Annotated in this window: 12 protein-coding genes and 2 pseudogenes; 12 read left to right on the top strand and 2 right to left on the bottom strand. The window is 70.4% G+C overall.

The window, feature by feature from the left end; translation table 11 throughout:
- Positions 1-2 precede the first annotated feature (2 nt).
- The 4 genes from ACZ4Z5_RS27935 (at position 3) to ACZ4Z5_RS27920 (ending at position 6032) form a co-directional block, all read left to right on the top strand.
- Positions 3-407, top strand: a complete 405-nt coding sequence (locus tag ACZ4Z5_RS27935) for a hypothetical protein (protein WP_468267518.1) — start codon at positions 3-5, stop codon at positions 405-407.
- Positions 408-1032: 625 nt separating this feature from the next.
- Complete coding sequence (locus tag ACZ4Z5_RS27930; RefSeq protein WP_468267516.1) at positions 1033-2571, top strand: DUF4331 domain-containing protein; 1539 nt, start codon at positions 1033-1035, stop codon at positions 2569-2571.
- A 240-nt stretch (positions 2572-2811) separates the two neighbouring features.
- A complete protein-coding gene (locus ACZ4Z5_RS27925) occupies positions 2812-4125 on the top strand; it encodes a tetratricopeptide repeat protein (protein ID WP_468267514.1) in 1314 nt (437 codons plus the stop codon).
- Complete coding sequence (locus ACZ4Z5_RS27920; RefSeq protein WP_468267512.1) at positions 4122-6032, top strand: nickel transporter; 1911 nt, start codon at positions 4122-4124, stop codon at positions 6030-6032. Before ACZ4Z5_RS27925 ends, ACZ4Z5_RS27920 begins: the two co-directional genes overlap by 4 nt.
- An 85-nt stretch (positions 6033-6117) precedes the next feature.
- On the opposite strand, the gene ACZ4Z5_RS27915 is transcribed toward ACZ4Z5_RS27920, so the two are convergent.
- Positions 6118-7437, bottom strand: a complete 1320-nt coding sequence (locus ACZ4Z5_RS27915) for a S1 family peptidase (protein ID WP_468267510.1) — start codon at positions 7435-7437, stop codon at positions 6118-6120.
- 253 nt (positions 7438-7690) lie between these two features.
- Between ACZ4Z5_RS27915 and ACZ4Z5_RS27910 the strand changes: the two are divergent.
- From ACZ4Z5_RS27910 to ACZ4Z5_RS27880, 7 genes and pseudogenes are all read left to right on the top strand, one after another.
- Positions 7691-8210 (top strand): annotated as a pseudogene (locus tag ACZ4Z5_RS27910) (P-loop nucleotide/nucleoside kinase family protein).
- A gap of 358 nt (positions 8211-8568) precedes the next feature.
- Positions 8569-10161, top strand: coding sequence for an alpha/beta hydrolase (locus ACZ4Z5_RS27905; protein ID WP_468267508.1), 1593 nt, complete (start codon positions 8569-8571; stop codon positions 10159-10161).
- A 452-nt stretch (positions 10162-10613) separates the two neighbouring features.
- Positions 10614-11216, top strand: a complete 603-nt coding sequence (locus ACZ4Z5_RS27900; protein ID WP_468267506.1) for a hypothetical protein — start codon at positions 10614-10616, stop codon at positions 11214-11216.
- Between the two features lie 129 nt (positions 11217-11345).
- Positions 11346-12578 carry an acyl-CoA carboxylase biotin carboxyl carrier protein subunit gene (locus ACZ4Z5_RS27895; RefSeq protein ID WP_468267504.1) on the top strand — a complete coding sequence of 411 codons (1233 nt, stop codon included), beginning with the start codon at positions 11346-11348 and terminating at the stop codon, positions 12576-12578.
- Between the two features lie 607 nt (positions 12579-13185).
- Positions 13186-14553 carry an ATP-binding protein gene (locus ACZ4Z5_RS27890; protein ID WP_468267502.1) on the top strand — a complete coding sequence of 456 codons (1368 nt, stop codon included), beginning with the start codon at positions 13186-13188 and terminating at the stop codon, positions 14551-14553.
- On the top strand, positions 14550-15680 hold the full coding sequence (locus ACZ4Z5_RS27885; protein ID WP_468267500.1) for a tetratricopeptide repeat protein: 1131 nt from the start codon (positions 14550-14552) through the stop codon (positions 15678-15680). Before ACZ4Z5_RS27890 ends, ACZ4Z5_RS27885 begins: the two co-directional genes overlap by 4 nt.
- Positions 15681-16275: 595 nt before the next feature.
- Positions 16276-17397: pseudogene (locus tag ACZ4Z5_RS27880) on the top strand (IS630 family transposase).
- Positions 17398-17438: 41 nt separating this feature from the next.
- Here the strand turns inward: ACZ4Z5_RS27880 and ACZ4Z5_RS27875 are convergent.
- On the bottom strand, positions 17439-17912 hold the full coding sequence (locus ACZ4Z5_RS27875; protein WP_468267497.1) for a GNAT family N-acetyltransferase: 474 nt from the start codon (positions 17910-17912) through the stop codon (positions 17439-17441).
- Positions 17913-18095: 183 nt separating this feature from the next.
- Between ACZ4Z5_RS27875 and ACZ4Z5_RS27870 the strand changes: the two genes are divergently transcribed.
- Positions 18096-18518, top strand: a complete 423-nt coding sequence (locus ACZ4Z5_RS27870) for a hypothetical protein (RefSeq protein WP_468267495.1) — start codon at positions 18096-18098, stop codon at positions 18516-18518.
- The last annotated feature ends 195 nt before the right edge of the window (positions 18519-18713 follow it).

Below are 18713 nucleotides of genomic sequence, written 5' to 3'. Positions count from 1 at the left end.
GGATGACGCTGGACGAGGTGCTGACGCGCCTGGTGGAGGTGGTGCCGGAGGCACGGCCGTTCGCGGAGGACAGGTACGACCTGTCCCCCGGGGACGTGCTTCCGGTCGAGGGCACCGGGCCGGACCTCTACCGGAACCTTCTCGAGGTGCTGTCCTGGGGCGTTCTGCTGCCCGAGCTGCGCAAGGACTCGCCCGACGGGGCCCTGGTCGAGAGGTGCTTCGCGTTCTGCGCGGAGGTCGGGGACCTCGCGGGCGACTACACGCGGGGCGCCGTCTACTTCCAGGTCCTCGAACAGCTCCTGGAGTCCGAGCAGGTGCTGCACAACGCACTCCCCCACCTGTCGGGCCCGCTCAGGGACCGGACGATGGAGATGCTCCGCTTCTACGAGGTGGACGGCTTCGAGTAGCGAGCGGCCGACAGGGCCCGGCGTCACGGCGCCGGGCCCTCGCGCGTTTCCGGGACCTTCGGGGCGTCTCCGCTCGGGGCGTCCCGGCACGGTGGCGATCTCCACGATGCGGGTGTGAGGCGCCGGCCGCTTCCTCGTGTCCCGGCGCACTGGCGTCCCGGCGCCCTGGTGTCCGGCGCCCTGGTGTCCGGCGCCCTGGTGTCCGGCGCCCGCACCTCCGTTCCGCAACACCCCGCCGCAGCGCGCGAGCGCCGTCGACGGGCTCCCCGGCGGGCGGGGCGATGGACGGACCCGCGGTGACCCGCAGGCGCCTCCCGGCGGCCTTCGCAAGCACCTGGCAGGACCGCACGGCCTCTTCCGCCTCGATGCGACCGTCCCACCCACCACTTCGGAGAGCAGGCGCCGCGCATGCGGTTGTCGGTCCGACTGCCCTGCTTCATAGGTGAGTTCGCCCCGAGAGTCCGCGAAATGCTCTTCTTCGCCTCATCCGGACGGGTTGGTTCCCCCTCGCCGGGCATGCCGACGATCTCTTTGCCGTCCGGTCCGAACACGACGGCCTTCGCGTGCGTACTCGACCTACAAGAAGCCGGGACCGGAACGCGAAGATCGATGAAGGACGGACACGATGGGTGCAACCACGGCAAGCGGGCAGACTCGACGGGCGCGTAGGAGCGTCGCTCTCATCACGTGTGGCGCGCTGGCCGCAGGGGGGCTGACGGCAGCCGGTGTGGCGGTGCTGCAGCCGGAGACCGCCACTGCCTCCAGCCACCGGGAGGCTCCGCTGATCTCCGGGCAGCCGCAGTTCGACAACACGGACCTGTACGCGTTCGTGAGCCCGGACCATCCCGATACGACGACAGTGGTGGCGAACTGGCTGCCCTTCCAGGAGCCGGCGGGCGGGCCGAACTTCTTCACGTTCGCCAAGGACGCGCGCTACAACATCCACATCGACAGCGACGGTGACGCCCAGGACGACCTGGTGTACCAGTTCACGTTCAAGGACCACCGCAAGAACAAGAACACCTTCCTCTACAACACGGGCGTCGTGGAGAGCCTGGACGACCCGGACCTCAACTTCACACAGACCTACGACATCGAACTCCTGCGGCTCCGGCACAAGAAGGTCGTCTCGCGTCAGGTGGTCGCACAGCACCTGCCCGTCGCGCCGTCGAACGTCGGCAAGGCGTCGATGCCCAACTACCAGGCGCTGCGCGACCAGGCCGTGAAGAAGATCCCCGGCGGGCTGAAGGCCTTCGCCGGTCAGGCCGACGACCCGTTCTTCCTCGACCTCCGGGTCTTCGACCTGCTGTACGGCGGCAACCTGTCGGAGGTCGGGAACGACACGCTCAAGGGCTACAACGTCAACACGATCGCCCTGCAGGTGCCGAGCTCGTACATCCGGGATTCGGAGCACCAGCCGGTCGTCGGCATCTACACGACGACGCAGCGCAAGAACGCCTACGGCGACTGGACGCAGGTGTCGCGGCTGGGCATGCCGCTGGTCAACGAGGTCGTCAACCCGGTTAAGGACAAGGACAAGTTCAACGCCTCCTCGCCGGCGAACGACGGGGACTTCCTCAAGAACGTCACCGAGCCGGAGCTGCCGAAGCTCATCGAGGGCATCTACAAGATCAAGGCTCCGGCCGAGCCGCGCAACGACCTCGTCTCGGTGTTCCTGACCGGTGTCAAGGACCTCAACCAGCCGCCGAAGGTGAAGCCTTCGGAGATGCTCCGTCTCAACACGGCCATCAAGCCGGTCGCGGAGCCGAAGCGGCTGGGTGTACTGGACGGTGACAACGCCGGCTTCCCCAACGGACGTCGGCTGACCGACGACGTGCTGGACATCGCCCTGCAGGCCGTCGAGGGCGAACTCGTCGGCTCCAAGAACGACCTGGGTGACGCCGTCGACGCCAACGACAAGGAGTTCGGCGACAGCTTCCCCTACGTCGCCCTGCCGGCTTCCGGCTCCGACGTGAGGTCCGCGGAGGCCTCCACCAAGTCCGGCGCCACGGGGCTCACGGGTGGACTCACCGCCTCGTGGGACAACGACACCGTGATGATGGTGTCCGCCGCGTCGGGTGCGCTGGTGGCCCTGCTCATCGGCCTCGGCGTGAGCTGGATGCGTGGCCGCCGGCAGCCGGCGCGCCGTTCCTGGCTCGGCTGACGGCCGGTCGGCCGGACGCGCGGACGGCCCGTCCCGCGTGTGTCCGCGTGTCCGGCCCACTCCCACCCCCACTCCTCTCCCGGCCCGGTGCGGCAGACCGTTCGCGCGGCGTCGCTCCGGGCCCCCTGTCGAGAACACCGAGGAAGGCAGACTTTGATGCTCGTACGGAAGCCGCGATTCGCGTCGCGTTGGCACGAGCGAGGGCCGGGGCGCCCGGGACCGTGGCGCATCCCACTGATCATGGGTGTCGCCATCGGCCTCACTGCCGCATCGGTGGCGATCGGCGCGGAGGCCGACAGGGACCGGTCCGAACAGCCCGTGACCGCGGTCATGGCGGATGTGCCCGTCACACCGTCGATGGCGGGGGACCTCGCCAAGGGCGTCCAGGCTCTGCAGAAACACCTCAAGGCCCAGCCCAAGGACGCGACCGGCTGGGCGACGCTGGGCGCGGCCTACGTCGAGCAGGCGCGGACCAGTGGTGATCCGACCCGGTATCCACAGGCGGAGAAGGCGTTCGCGCGCTCCCTGGAGCTCCGCCCCGCCGAGCGGAACGACGCCGCGCTCGCCGGGCGTGCGGGCCTCGCGGCCGCACGGCACGACTTCACTACGGCGCTGCGCGAGGCCGACCGGGCACTGGAGGTGAATCCGTACGGTGAGCGGGCGCTGTCCAGCCGGGTCGACGCCCTGGTCGAACTCGGCCGTTACGCCGAGGCGAGGAAAGCGGTGGAGCTCGCCGACCGGCGGCGCCCCGGTATCCCCGTCTTCACGCGGTACGCGTATGTGCTGGAGCTGCATGGTGACGTCAAGGGCGCGCGCCGGGTGCTCCTGCGCGCGCTGGACTCGGCGTACAGCAAATCCGACGTGGCGTACGTCGCGACGGCGCTCGGGCAGCTGTCCTGGAGTCAGGGCGACTTCAAGCAGGCGGTGGAGCATTTCGCGACCGCGTTGCGCGCCGAGCCGGACTATGTGCCGGCCTTGGAGGGGCGGGGTCGCGCCCACGCGGGCCTCGGTGACACCAAGCGCGCTGTCGGCGACCTCGAGGATGTCGTACGGCGCCAGCCACTCCCGGGGCATCTCGCGGCGCTGGCCGATCTGTACGAGGCGACGGGGCGTGGCAAGCAGGCGGAAGAGCACTACGAACTGGTCCGCGTCTGGACGCGGCTGGCTCGTGCGAACGGTGTCGCGACCGACCTGGAGTCCGCCGTCATCGAGGCCGAACACGGGGATGCCGCAGAGGCGTTGAAGTCCGCTCGGGCGGAGTGGTCGCGCCGGGAAACGGTGCACACGGCGGACGCTCTCGCCTGGGCGCTGCACGCGAACGGGCAGGACCGGGAGGCGCTCGCCTACGCGCAGAAGGCCACGGCCCGTCAACCCGGCTACCAGAACGCTTCGTTCCTCTACCACCGGGGTGTGATCGAGCGCGCTCTCGGCGACGAGAAGGCGGCGCGCAGCCATCTGCGGGCGGCGCTCGGCCTCAATCCCGGATTCTCTCCGCTCGGGGCACGCGAGGCCTCGTCAGCTCTGTCCGCACTCTCCTCCGGGGAGGGTTCATGAATCGTCGTACCACCGTCGGCGCACTCGCCACCCTGGTGACGGGCGCCGCCCTGGTCCTCTTCCCCGCGCAGGCGGCGCAGGCGCACCCGTTGGGGAATTTCACCGTCAATCAGTACGACGGACTGGTCATCGCTCCGGGGAAACTGAGCGTCGACCATGTAGAGGACCTGGCGGAGATACCGGCCACCCAGGAGCAGAACCGTATCGACACCGACGGGGACGGCAGGCTCACTCCCGCGGAGCTGTCGCCATGGGCACAGACGCGGTGCAGCGCGGCCGCCGACCGGGCCCGGCTCACCGCGGCGGCTTCCGGTGAAGCAGGCGACGGCAGGCCGCTCGCCGTCTCGGCAGGCGACGCGGCGGCGGAGGTGCGTCCGGGGCAGGCTGGGCTGCAGACGCTCCGCGTGACGTGCAAGCTGACGGCCTCGCTGCCGCAGGGTGATGCGATCCGGATCTCGTACCGTCCGTCGGATGCCGCGACCGGAGCGGGGTGGCGGGAGATCACCGCTCAGGGCGACGGCATGACGCTCTCGGCGTCGGACGTGCCGGGGAAGTCCGTCTCCCGGCGGCTGACCGCGTATCCCGACGACCTGCTCTCCTCACCGCCCGACGTCCGGTCGGCAGCGCTCACGGCGGAACAGGGCGGCCCGTCGCTGACCGGATCCGAGGACGAGGCGAACGGCTCTCCGGTGGCGGGCGTGCTGCCGCGCGGGGCGGACCGCTATGCACAGGCGCTGACAGGGCTGGTCGCACGGCATGAACTGACCCTGGGATTCGCGGCGCTTGCACTCGGCGCGTCCGTACTGCTGGGCGCGATGCACGCGCTGGCACCGGGCCATGGCAAGACGATGATGGCAGCGGCAGCAGCAGCGGGCGGCCGTAGGTCCCTGAAGGAGGTGCTGACCCTCGGAGCGTCGGTGACCTTCACCCACACGTTGGGCGTCTTCGTCCTGGGATTGCTCATCACCGCCGGGTCGGCGGCAGCCCCGACCGTGGTCTCCTGGCTGGGCATCGCAAGCGGCGCCCTCGTGGCCGTGTCGGGGGCGTTGCTGCTGCGCAGGGCGTGGCGTCGGCGGCATGCGCCGCATGGGCACCACCATCATCACCATGATCATGCGCATGAGAACGTGCACGGACACGGGCATGAGCACGCGCATGACCATGTCCGCGAACCGGACCACGCCGACGACTCCCTCCCCGTGCCCGTCCACGCCCACGAGGGGGCGGCGCCCGTCGAGCAGCCCGAGCAGCGGATGCCCGCGCCCGAGGAACGGGTGCCCGCACTTGCGGCGGCCGCACACCGCAACGACTCCAGCGCGCCGGCCCCGACCGTGTCGGTTCACCGGCACGGGCTTGCCTTGAAGAGCGCTCCCACTGCCGAGCGGGATCAGGAGCACGAGGCCGAGCACAGGCATGGTCACCAGGACGGGCACGCGCACGGGCACGACGCGCCCCACGGGCACGCCCCCAGCCACGCCGACGGACACGATCGTGGCCACGCGCACAGCCAGGGTCACGGGCACTCGCACACCCACGGGCACGGGCACTCACACAGCCATGTTCCTCCCGCGCCCGGTATCCGTGGGGTCATCCTCATGGGCCTGGCCGGGGGACTGGTTCCCAGTCCCTCCGCCGTAGTCGTGCTGGTCGGCGCGGCTGCTCTCGGTCAGGCGTGGTTCGGCTTCCTCCTCGTCCTGGCCTACGGCGCCGGGCTGGCCCTCACTCTCGTGGGCTGCGGACTGGCGGTGGTCCGGCTGCGCGACACCACCACACGCCGACTGGCGCTGCGCCCGCGAGGCCGGATCCTCACGCTGGCGAACCGGCTGGCACCGCTCGGCACGGCCGCCGTCGTCCTCGTACTCGGATGCGGGCTGATGTTCAGAGGCGTGATCGAGACACTTGGCTGAGACATGACGTACGAAAGGGAGGGGCCGTCTCCGGCCCCTCCCTTTCGTACTTGCTCGCCTTCCCTGGGTGCCTCCTCCGGGCGGCTCAGCCCCAGCCCTGCGAGTACTCGCGGCGGTAGCTTCTGCGGTCCTGAGCGGACCGGATGAAGCCGGAGCCCACGAGCACCACGAGGCTCACGGCCACGACCAGCAGTCCCGGTGTGACGGTCTGGACGCCGAAGGTCCAGGCGGCCGTCGGGGGCACGCCGGCCGGCGCCGGCGCGGAGGCGCCCGCGGTGAAGGGCGGGGTGGCCGAGCCCGCGACCGGGCCGGCGTCCGCCGGTGTGCCGGCGAGCCTCATTCCGAGGGCGGCCATCGCGGTGCCGACCGGCTGGAAGTACGTGGTGCCGCCTGTGGTGCAGTCGCCCCGGCCCCCGGAAGTGAGGCCGAGGGCACGTCCGTCCGCGAACAACGGTCCCCCGCTGTCCCCGGGTTCGGCACAGACCGACGCCTCGATCAGGCCGGTCACCGTACCCTCTCGGTAGTTCACCGTCGCGTTGAGTGCGGTCACGCGTCCGGAGCGCACGCCGGTGGAGCTGCCACTGCGGAACACCTCCTGGCCGACGACGGGGTCGGCGACCGTGGAGATCGCCACGCTGCGACCGTCGCCCACACCTACGAACGCGCGGGCGGCGGACGGGTCGTCGTTGTCGTAGGAGACGAGGGAGAAGTCGCTGCCGGGAAACCTGCCGGCCGTCGTGGTGCCGACCCCGCGGGTGCCCACTTCGTCCTGGAACCAGACCGTACCGGGGGGACCGCAGTGCCCTGCCGTCAGGATGTAGTTGCGGCTGCCGTCGGTCACGTTGAACCCGGCGGAGCAGCGCCCGTTGCGGGCGAAGATCGGGTCCGCGCCGTTGAGTCTGGTGGACAGGGCGCCTTTGGTCCGTTCCATCTGCACGAAGCCGCCTATCCGTTCGGCGAGGCGGGTGAGGCGTGACCAGTCGGCTGCCGAGACGGTGCTGTCGGCGCGTACGACGACCCTGTTGGTCTTGTAGTCCACCGCCCAGGCCGTGCCCGGCACCCGGGGCGCCGCGCTCAGCGCTTCGGTGGCCGAGCGCAGCCGGTCCATGTTGTACCGGACGACCTCGGCGCGGGCGCCGGCCCGAGCGGTCTCGGCCGCGGCGTCCGCATCGGTCACCGCGACGACCGGACGGCCGTCGGACCCGATCCAGGTCCCCGCGGTACGTGACGGGCCGAGCCGTGACATCAGGTCGGCCACCTGCTCACCGGACCCGCCGGTTCTCTCCGGTCCGGGGACGGCCGGTTCGCTCGCCATGGCGCTCGTCACCATCAGCCCGCCGCAGAGCAGTCCACCGGCGGCCGCGAACCTCGCGATCCTCTGCATCCTGCGTCGCGCGTGCCTCATCCGTCACCCTCATTGCCGGTCCGACACGGCGTCACCGACGCCGGGCACCGCGGGACGCGGTACCCCAACCCCATACGTGCCGCCGTGCCGCCCCGTTCACCGGTCCGCGCCGTCGGCCCCGCCACGTGGCAGGACCATGACGCGGACTTCTCAGCACCGACGGCACTCGTGGCGCGCGTCGCCTGGGATCCCGCCGACCGGTACCGGCCGGGACGCCTGCAGTGGTTCCGTCCCCGCGGACAGGGTCACCAGCGTGATCATCTGGTTGAACGGAACCTTCGGCGCCGGCAAGACGACGACCTCGAAGGAACTTGCCGCGCTCCTCCCGGACCCAAGAGTCTTCGACTCCGAAACCGTCGGCTACATGCTGCGGCATGTCCTCGGCTCCGTTCCCGTCACGGACTTCCAGCAATGGCGGCCATGGCGTGGTCTGGTCGTGGAGACCGCGTCGCAGGTCCTCGACTTCGTCGGCGGAGTCCCCGTCATCCCCCAGTCGGTGCTGGTCGAGCAGTACTGGGGAGAGATCCACGCCGGGTTGGCGAAGGCCGGGATTCCGGTGCGACACTTCGTGCTGGCACGCCGGTCCGGACACGCTGGTCCAACGCATCGAGAGTGACACGGTCGAAACCGGTGCCCGGCAGTGGCGCCTCGACCACATCCCTCGCTACCAGAACGCCCTTGCCTGGCTGCGGCAGGAGGCCGAAGTCATCGACACCACTGATCTCTCGCCCGCTCAGGTTGCGCGGACGGTCGCGGACAGGATTTCCAGCTGAGCGATCGGAGACGACTCCGGACAGCGGACACGAGTGTCCATCGCGCAACCGCCGGCTCGCATGGGCCGGAAGCCGCAGAGATCGACATGAAGAACCGTCAGCGGAGCCGGTCGCCCTCCAGTACGCGCGGCCCGTCCACGTCGTGGTTCAGGGCGGCCCGGCAGCAGGCAAGTGAGACGCGGACGTCCCGGCAGGCGGCGCGGTCCGGTCGCGGACGTACGACTTGGGGACCATGAACCCGCACGGCGCATCAATCCGAAGTCGGACACATACCGACCTGGCGAAGGACTCGCCCCAACTGTCCTGTGCGCAAGAGTTGTTGTGTTCCACACGCACTGATGCGAAGGACCCTCCACACGTGCGAAACAGACGACTGGCCCCTGTTGTGGCGGCGAGTGCCGTCGCGACGCTGATTCCGGCACTGGCACCCGCCACCGCCTCCGCCGTCGAGAACCCCCTGCAGCAGTACCTCCGGCAGAGGCCCGCCTGGCACCGCTGCAGCAGTGACGCCCCGGCCTCCCACCAGTGCGCCACCGTCAAGGTCCCACTGGACTACGGCCGCCCAGGCGGCAAGAAGATCGACCTCGCGATATCGCGGATGAAGACGAGCGTCGCCGCCGAACGCCACGGTGTGCTGCTGCTCAACCCCGGAGGCCCGGGAGGCTCGGGTCTCGACATGCCACTGATGCTGGCGCCCGACCTGCCCACCTCCGTGAAGAGGAAGTACGACCTCGTCGGCTTCGATCCCCGCGGCGTCGGCCGGAGCTCCCCCGTCACCTGCGGCCTGACGGACGAGGAACTGGACTGGCAACGCCCGTTCAACACCAAGACGTTCTCCAAGGACGTGAAGTGGGCCCGGACCGTCGCGGAGAAGTGCCACACGAAGCAGGGCGACAACCTGCGTCACATCACCACCCGCAACACCGCCCGTGACATGGACGTGATCAGGGCCGTGCTGGGCGAGAAGAAGATCTCCTACCTCGGGTACTCGTACGGCACCTACCTCGGAGCCGTCTACACGCAGATGTTCCCGCAGCGCGCCGACCGGTTCGTGCTGGACAGCGCCGTCGACCCCGCCCGGATCTGGCGGGGCATGATCCAGGTCTGGGCGGAGGGCGCGGAGCCCGCGTTCCGGCGCTGGAGTGAGTGGACCGCGCAGCGGCACGCCACGTACCGGCTGGGCAGGACGCCGAAGGCGGTCCGCAAGACCTTCTGGGACCTGGTCGCCCAGGCCGATCGCAAGCCGATCGAGTTCGAGGGCACGCCGATGTCCGGCGACGCGATCCGCGGTGGCAGCCGCGCCATGTTCTTCAGTGTGCGCGATGCCGCCGAGACGGTCGTCAAGCTCAAGAAGGCCGCCGCGGGCAAGGCCCCTGCCTCAGCCGGTGGGTCCAGGACGCCCGAGCGCCCGGCCCCGCCGGCTTTCGGCGGCGCCGTCCCCTCGGACAACGCCGACGCGAGCTTCTGGACCGTCGTCTGCGCCGACACTCGCGCATGGCCCCGCGACGCCGAGCAGTACCGCCGAGAGGCGATCCGGGACAAGGCGAGGTATCCGCTGTACGGCGACTTCGCTTCCCACATCAAACCGTGCGCGTTCTGGAAGAAGAGCGGCAGCGAGTCCGCCACCAGGATCGACAACAAGACCGGCGTACTCGTCCTGCAGAACGAGTGGGACTCCCAGACGCCTCTGGTCAGCGGTCTCGGCCTGCACCGGGCCATGAAGGGATCGCGGATGGTCACGGTCGCCGGAGGTGTCGGTCACGGCATCTACGGCTCCAAGTCGTGCGCCGACAAGACGGCTACCGCGTATCTGACCACGGGCAGGCTCCCGGCGAAGGACGTGACCTGTCAGGCTCCCGCACCGCAGCGGGAGCACAGCGTCAACAAGCTGCCGCTTCCCACTCCTCCGGGCCTTCCCGGAATGGTGAGCCGCCTCCGGCAGCACGGCTGACGCGAGAGGACGTGATGTGGGTCGTCCGCCGGCCGGGAGCCCCGCATCACCGTGAGCGCAGCGGCCGTCGGCGTCCGGACTCGCGCCCCGCGCCGTCGGCCGGACGCCCTCGACCGGGCCGTCGGTCCGAACGACGTGGTCAGGAATCCCGGCGCCTGGCGAACAGTGGTCCGACGGCCCGGCGTGCGGCGTGCTGACCCTCCCCTGCGGCGCGGAGACCGGCGAACACGCCGCCGTCCACCGGCGTCGGTGCCCGAGGCCGTGATGCGCGAACTGCTCCACGCCGAAACCCGGTTCACACCACGGACCCACCCACATAATCGATCGCGTGAACGGATCGCATCGGGCACACTCGGCGCATACCGACCGCCGCGGAACACCTGCTCTCCGCACTCGAACCGCTGCCGTTCCCCGCACGTCTCACGCTCACCGCGAGAACCGCCCGTCGGCTGGTGGGCGAAGGGCGACTCGCCCAGTTGCTCACCGACCTGGACGCGGGCGGCCGATACGAGCGGCGGCTCGCGGCGCTGGCGGCAACCGCCGGAGGGGACGCCGGGTTCCTCGCCGAACGGCTGGCCGATCCCGACCCGGTCGTCGCCGGGTACGTCTCCGCGCCGCCCGGGTACTGCCGGTGCCGGACGAGGCGGTGGAGGCCGCGTACGAACGACGCCCCGGCCGCCCTGCGGCAGCGGCTGGTACACCTGCTCGCCTCCTGCGGCCGTACCGCGCTCGCCGAGCGGCTGACCGTGCGCCTGCGCGAGGAATGGGGCGACGCCGAGGCAGCTCGCCTGCTGCCGGCATGCTCCACCGCTTACGTGTCACAACAACTGCCCGGGCTCGGGCACGCCGTCGACGGCTGGACGAAGCTCGCACGCCGACATCCCGGTCCGGTGCTGGACCACGCCGAAGCTGCTCTGGCCGACCGTGCCGGCGGACAGCAGCGGGAGCACTGGTGGCGCCTGCATGCCACCACGGTCACAGCGCTCGCGACCCTGCGACCGGAGCGGGTGCTGACGCTGCTGGAGCGGTACGGACCGCACAGCCTGCCGCCGTGAGTCAACACCGGCCTCGGGCCATTGGTCGCCGCCGATCCCGAGCGTGTGATCCGCTGGATCACTTCCCCCGACCGTCACGGACAGCGCCACGAGCCGGTGCCACCGCACGCGATACTGCGCAGGCTCGTCATGGCCGGGCCTGACTCGCTGACTGCGCTCGGTCGCCACCGGCTGCACCGCGACCGCCACTTCGCCGCGCTGCTGAAGGCCATGGCCCCCGGCCGGCGCCCGGCGTTCCTCGACGAGGTCATCGCCGGCGGTACCCGCGGGGAACCATCTCTGGCAGTGCTCGGCCTGCTCCCCCGCGAACGCCGCTGGGCGGAGGTTCGGCGAGTGATGGCCGCACCCAGTGGCGAAGGCGGGTGGTACTGGCTGGACCACCTGGACATTCTCGCCCACGGTCCGTTCGACGAGGCGCGTCCCGCGCTCCTGGCCGCGATCCGGCGGCCCGATGCAGGCGACCGGGCCGCCGCGTGGCCGGTGCTGGTGGCAGGCGCCGCCCGGGACGGCAGCCGGAGGACGATCACCGAACTGCTGACCACGATGGGGCGCCTACGCAATGAGCAGGACCCGGTGCGCGCCGCGGCGCTCGGTGCGCTTGCCGCAACGCACCCTCGGCTCCGACAACGCAGTGTTCTTGGACCGGATCGCCGTCGACGCCTTGGCGGCACGGGACTGCTCCGCCGAAAGCGGGCAGCGGTGCGCACGCTCGCCGAGCGCGTACTGGTCGAGCATGCGACGGACACGGAATCGGCCCTGCGGTCTTGGGAGGCACTGCGCCCATGGCTGCCGGCCGCGGCCCAACGGGCGGACTTCCGGCTGTCGCTGGGTCTGGCCGACGCTCTGGGGCCGCGCGCACGGCGGATGCCGCAGCTGCAGGACATGCTGGCCACCGCCCTGGAGCGCGGCGACGACGAGACGTTCGAAGCCGCGGCCGGCGGCGCGGTCGACGTCGCCGTGTACGACCAGCGGTTCCGTGTCACGCCGCTCACCCGCAGCACATTGGTCGGAGGCCTCGTAGGAGGCAGGCTGTGGAGCGGACGCCGCACCGCCGAAGGCTTCGAGATCGTCGTGGACGGCCACAGGACGGCGCTGGCATCCGGAACCCCCACCGACCACGAGTCCGACACCGCCGACAACGCCGTACAGTCCCCGATGCCCGGCATGGTCGTCTCTCTTCCCTGCTCGGTCGGCGACCGGGTCGAAGCCGGTGCGACCCTGGCGATCGTCGAGGCGATGAAGACGGAGAACCGTGTCCTCGCCGCGTTCGCGGGAACGGTCGAGGAAATCCGCTGCGCCTTGAACGACACCGTGACCACCGAGCAGGTCCTGGTGGGGCTGGCACCCACGACCGAATCCTGAGGCACTCGCAGGTTCCTCCGCCTGCACCGCGGCCCGCGTGCCGCCGACCGGCGGGCGCGGGGATGCAACGCCCCGCTCTCGTCGGCGACCGTCCCTGCGTGGGAACGGTCGCCGACGAGAGCGACGGCCGCGAAGGCCTGGGCGGAGACCAGCGGTGCGCCTCTCGTGGCACCCGGCCGGGCACCAGATGATCGGGCCTCGCCGGGGTGGCGGTGCGAGCCATCGGCAGCCCCCGTGGCACCGGCTCCCCGGCAGCGTGGGGAGCCCGGCCACCGGCCTCACAACGGGAGACCCACGAGCAGCGCCCGTCGAACGGTGCATCAAGCGAAACTGCCTGGGAGCGCTGAACCCGGAGGGTGCGGAGGCCAGATGCCGCAGTGAGATCTCGCGGCCCCGTGTGCCGGCACGACCGACCCCTCGGGCAACAGCCGGGACAGTCCTCCGGTCCGCCCTTGACGTACAGCAGCAGCTCGTCCTTGAAAGTCCCCTGGAAGTCGTGTTCTTGGGCTCGTCCCGGCGCTCCTCGTGCACGGCGATGTCGCCGACAGCCGATGTGGGCGCAGGGGCGTCCGAAGGCCACGCGTGCCGACTACGTAGAGTGTGGGCCATGCCTGCGGAATCCCCCCTCATACACAGCATGCGTACGGCCGTCGCGGCCGCGCCCGATGACGTACCCCTGCGGCTGCACCTCGCCGAACTGCTGCTGGACGCGGGGCACTCCGACGCGGCGGTGGCTGAGGCGGCGGTCGCGTTGCAGCACGCGCCCGGTGATGCCCAGGCGCGTGCGCTGATGGCCCGTGCCATGGGTGCTCCGGCCCCCGGGCACACCGAACCGTCGGCGCCCGCACCGCCGGCCCTCGCCCCCGAACCGCCGGCCGCCACAACGCCGGCTTCGGTCCCCGTGTCGCCGGCTGCGTCCGCGCCCGTGGCGCCACAGGTCGCGGGGCCGGCGAAGCCCCCGGCAGCAACCCCGGGACACTCCGCGGGTTTCGACTGGAAAGCCGCGGAGGACCAGGTCGGCGATGCCGTACCACCACGCTTCGTGGAGCCGCCGCTCGCTGCGGACGACAGCGGTGTTCCGGGCGTCGGAGCCTGGGACGTGGAGCGGCCTGGAACGGTCCGCCTGGCCGACGTCGGCGGGATGCACGAGGTCAAGGAGCGGCTGGAGGCCGCGTTCCTGGCGCCGCTGCGGAACCCGGAGCTGCGCCGCCTGTACGGCAAGAGCCTGCGCGGTGGCCTGTTGATGTACGGGCCGCCCGGTTGCGGCAAGACCTTCATCGCGCGTGCCGTCGCCGGTGAGCTCGGGGCCGGCTTCCTCTCGGTCTCGGTCAACGACGTGCTGGACATGTGGATCGGCAACTCCGAGCGCAATATGCACGAGATCTTCCAGACCGCCCGCCGTCAGGCTCCGTGCGTGGTGTTCCTGGACGAGCTGGACGCCCTCGGCGGCAAGCGCAGCCGTACCCAGAGCAGTGCCATGCGCACCACCGTCAATCAGCTGCTGACCGAGCTGGACGGCGTCGACGCCGGTGCGAACGAAGGGGTGTTCGTGCTCGCGGCCACCAATGTGCCGTGGGACGTGGACCTCGCCCTGCGCCGTCCCGGCCGGCTGGACCGGACCGTGCTGGTGCTGCCGCCCGACGGACCGGCACGAGAGGCGATCCTGCGCTACCACCTCAGCGGAAGACCCATCGAGAACATCGACCTGGCCAAGCTGGTGAAGGTCACCGACGGTCTGTCGGGGGCCGATCTGGCCCATCTCTGCGAGGCTGCGGCCGAGTACGCACTGATGGATTCGGCCCGCACCGGCGCCGTGCGCATGATCGGCATGAAGGACCTGATGGCCGCGGCCCGACAGATCACGCCCTCGACCGAGCAGTGGTTCGCGTCCGCCCGCAATGTGGCGATGTACGCGAACGAGGGCGGGATGTACGACGACCTGGTGGCCTATCTGAAGAGGAAGCGGAAGCTGTGACCACCCTGCACCCGAGCGTCGAACGAGCCCAGGCGCTCCTTGATCTCCAACGCTACGACCAGGCACGGAAACTACTGGGACGGCGCCTGACCGAAGACCCTGAAGACGTCCGGGCCTGGGCCAAGATCGGCTATTGCGACCTGAACACGCAGCGGACCGAACAGGCGTTGGAGGCAGCCGACAAGGCCCTCGCGCTCGCCCCCGAGGACTACGGCGCACTCGTCCTGCGTGCCAAGGCGCTGAGCAGACTGCCCGACAAGGGCGGATGGTTCGAGGCCGAGTCCGTGCTGCGCGAAGCGGTCCGCGTCGCCCCCGACCACTGGTACGGCTACGCACTGCTCGCCGACGCCGTGTTCCGTACCTCGGTGGCGCGGCACATCCGGGAACACAGGCCCGCCGAGTTGAAGCCCGACGACATGGTCCGGCTCTCCCGTGAGGCAGCCGACTTGGCGAGGGAGGCACTGCGCCTGGGCCCCGAGGAGGTCCTCGCCCACGAGATCGCCCAGTTCATCGCGAGCATGTCGGGCGACAGTGCCCTCTCCGGTCAACTCGACGAGGCCATCCTCCGGCTCGACCCCGGCCATCCCGAGGCCCTCGAGCGTCAGACCAGGAGGGCAGCGAACGCCCCGGGCGTCAAGGCCGTAGAGGCCGCCGACCTGTACGCGGCCGGGCTCGCCGCGGCGCCCGAATCCGGCACAATGCAGCGTGGCCTCGACCAGGCAACCTACCGCATGCTGCGCGGCGTCCGCTGGCTCGCCCTGCTCTGCGTGGGTCTTGCCGGAGCGATGATGGACCTGTTCGCCGTCGAGGGCGAGCAGCAGCGGGAGCTGCCGCTCTCGCTGGGCCAGCGTCTGTGGTTTCTGGTGCCGATGACGGCCATCTGGATCGTCGGCGCCCTGCTGCGCTACCGCCGACGGCGCACCGGCGTCCAGTTGAACGTCCAGTCGCTGATCCGGCGTGGCCGGTGGGCGCGTGTGGTGGTGGCCCAGGCGGCGTGGGCGATGCTGTGTGCGTTGCTGATCGCCCAGATTCCGTGGACGGATCGGCTGGTGCCGCAGGTACTGTTCTGGGCCGGGCTCGTGCCGACGTTCGCCACCATCTGGTTCGACCGGAGCAAGACACAATAGGCGCACGCCGCGGCGTCACGCCGCCGTAGTGCGGACCTGTCGCGTGGAGCGGCCGGGCCGGCCGGACCGGCTGGATGGGGCGGCAGGCGACGTCCCGGTGCGCTCGGTCACCGTCCTGCCCTGCCCTGCCCTGCCAGTGTCATCGCCTGGTCCCGGACGCGCCCCGCCGACAGTGTGTCCGTGGCCGGCGGTTGCAGGTCGCGGGGCGGTCCCGGTCGTAGTGGCCACCGCTTGCCTCGCCAGGGGAGCGCGAGTCCGACTACGGGCACGGCGCCTGCCGCGGGCTCGGACCGCCCAGGAACGCTTCGCCGCCTTCAACAGCACGCCCACGACGCCGCCCGGATCGCCCGGCGAGGTGCGGATGCCCCGCGGATGCAGGGCCACGGCATCCGGCCCGTGTCCTTCCGGCGTGGCTTTCCACGGCACAGGTTGCGGCCCGTCGCGGCCGGTCCTAGCGTCGAAGCGGATGCAGCGCGCAACGACATCCGCCCTCGGACAAACAGTCCGGCTAGTGCTCTGACCGCATAGGTTCGCCGGGTCGGCGGTCGTGGCGGTTGGATGTGCGGTGACATCCGATCCGACCGCTGGAGGCGCGGTGGCCGAGCCTGTCCGTGTGCGCAGACTGACCGACCAGGAGGGGCAGAAACTGCAGCAGATCGTGCGCCGGGGCAGCACCAGCTCGGTGCGCCATCGGCGGGCGATGATGCTGCTGGCCTCGGCCGGCGGGAACCGTGTACCGGTGATCGCCCAGCTGGTGCAGGCCGACGAGGACACCGTCCGGGACGTGATCCACCGTTTCAATGAGATCGGTCTGGCCTGTCTGGACCCTCGGTGGGCGTGAGGCCGTCCCCGCCTTCTCAGTCCTGACGACGAGGACTTCGTCGTCCAGACGGCCACCACCCGCCCGACCAAGCTCGGCCAGCCCTTCACCCGCTGGTCGCTGCGCAAACTCGTCGCCTACCTGCGGAAGGTCCACGGCCGGGTGATACTCATCGGCCGTGAGGCGTTACGCGGCCTTCTCGCCCGCCGCGGTGTCACCTTCCAGCGCACCAAGACATGGAAGGAATCCCCCGACCCGGACCGCGAGGCGAAGCTGGACCGGATCGAGGAGGTCCTTGACCGCTTCCCCGACCGGGTCTTCGCCTTCGACGAGTTCGGCCCGCTCGGTATCCGGCCCACCGCAGGCTCGTGCTGGGCGGGACGGAAACATCCCGACCGGCTGCCGGCCACCTACCATCGCACCCACGGGGTGCGCTACTTCCACGGCTGCTATTCCATCGGCGACGACATCCTGTGGGGCGTCAACCGCCGCAGGAAAGGTGCCGGGAACACGCTGGCCGCGCTCAAGGCGATACGCGCCGCCCGGCCCGACGGAGCCCCGATCTACGTGATCCTGGACAATCTGTCCGCCCACAAGGGCGCTGACATCCGCCGCTGGGCGAAGAAGAACAAAGTCGAGCTGTGTTTCACCCCGACCTACGCCTCCTGGGCGAACCCCATCGAGGCCCACTTCGGACCGCTGAGGCAGTTCACCATCGCCAACTCCAACCACCCCAACCACTCCGTCCAGACCCGGGCCCTGCACGCCTACCTCCGCTGGCGCAACGCCAACGCCCGCCACCGCGACGTCCTGGCCGCCGAACGCAAGGAACGCGCCCGCATCCGCAGCGAGAAAGGCATCCGCTGGGGCGGACGCCCCCTCGCCAACGCGGCGTGACCGGACCGGTCACGCCGTGCGGCTCGTCCGTGCGGCACGGTTCACCGAGTGTGGGCGGGTGTCCAGCGAAGGGTCATGTCCGGCAGGTTCTCCATGTTGCGATCGCCGTCGCTGGTGTCAAGGACGGTGAAACCGTGGCGCTCGTAGAACGCGCGGGCATCGGTGTTCTGCTGAAAGACGTGCAGAGACACCCCGTCCGGGCTGTGCCGCCTGGCCTCGTCGAGGAGTAGCGTGCCGATGCCCTGCCGACGGACGTCGGGGCGCAGATAGAGGTGTTCGAGCATGTCGCCGTCAAGGGCGGCATAGCCGGTGATCTCCGCATCACGCACTGCGACCCAGGTGCGACATTGCTTGAGCAGGACCTCCCGGACCCATCGGGTCACCTGCTCGTGATTGCGCTTCTGCGGCGGCAGATAGGGCATAGTCGCCGACCGAGAAGTCATGTGGATGCGTGCGATCACGCCTGCATCCGCCTCCGCGGCGAATCGAATCCGAGTTTTGCCGTCGTCACTCACGCCGGGAACCTACAGGGCGGTCAAGGACACCATCCAACGGTTAACCCGGTGAACCTATGCGGTCACAGCACGCTAGCCGCTCCCCCGTCGCCGGTACCTTCCACGCGCCCTGGCTTCTGGCCGCCCCCGCCCGGGGTGCCATGGGCCCTTCGTCGCGGTCGGCACGGACAAGGAGCCACCATCATGATCACCAAGAGAAGCGCGATGGTGGCCGCCGCCATCATCGCGGCGAGCGTCACCCTCGCCCCCACGGCACGGGCCGGCTCCACCGACACCACCGCCCCGTCCGAACCCTGCACGTCCGGATGGGTGTGCGGCTGGACCGGCCCCGGATACACGGGCGTCGTGAGCCTCGTCTCGGAGGACATGCCGTGGTATCCCGAGACGACCGCCTACGTCGGCCTCAACGGCGGCGCCTCGGTGTGGAGCAGCGCAGGGACATGGCGCAAGGACGGCCATCTCCGGGGCCGGTGCGTGACCGTGTACAACAAGGTCCACTACAAAGGCAAGAGTCTGACGATCAAACCGGATCAGGGGATTCCGTACCTCTCGGCGTCCTTCGGGAACATCCGCTCCAACCGGTTCCACACATACCGGTTGTCCTGAGCGGGCATGACCCGGCATGACCCGGCAGGCGACCGCCGTGGTGGATGCGAGTCGCGGATCCTCTACTTGTCCGAGCACCCCGAAATGGGAGGCCTTAGACCCAATACCGGTGATTTAGGTGGCTTTCTGGCGTCTGCTGGTTGGTTTGGTGGGTGGGACCAGTGTGACGGCGGGAGTGGGTGGTCGCGGCGGGTT

The organism is Streptomyces sp. NPDC030222 (assembly GCF_055573115.1).
Note: the sequence above shows the minus strand (reverse complement) of the source record. Positions and strands in the feature narration are given on the sequence as shown.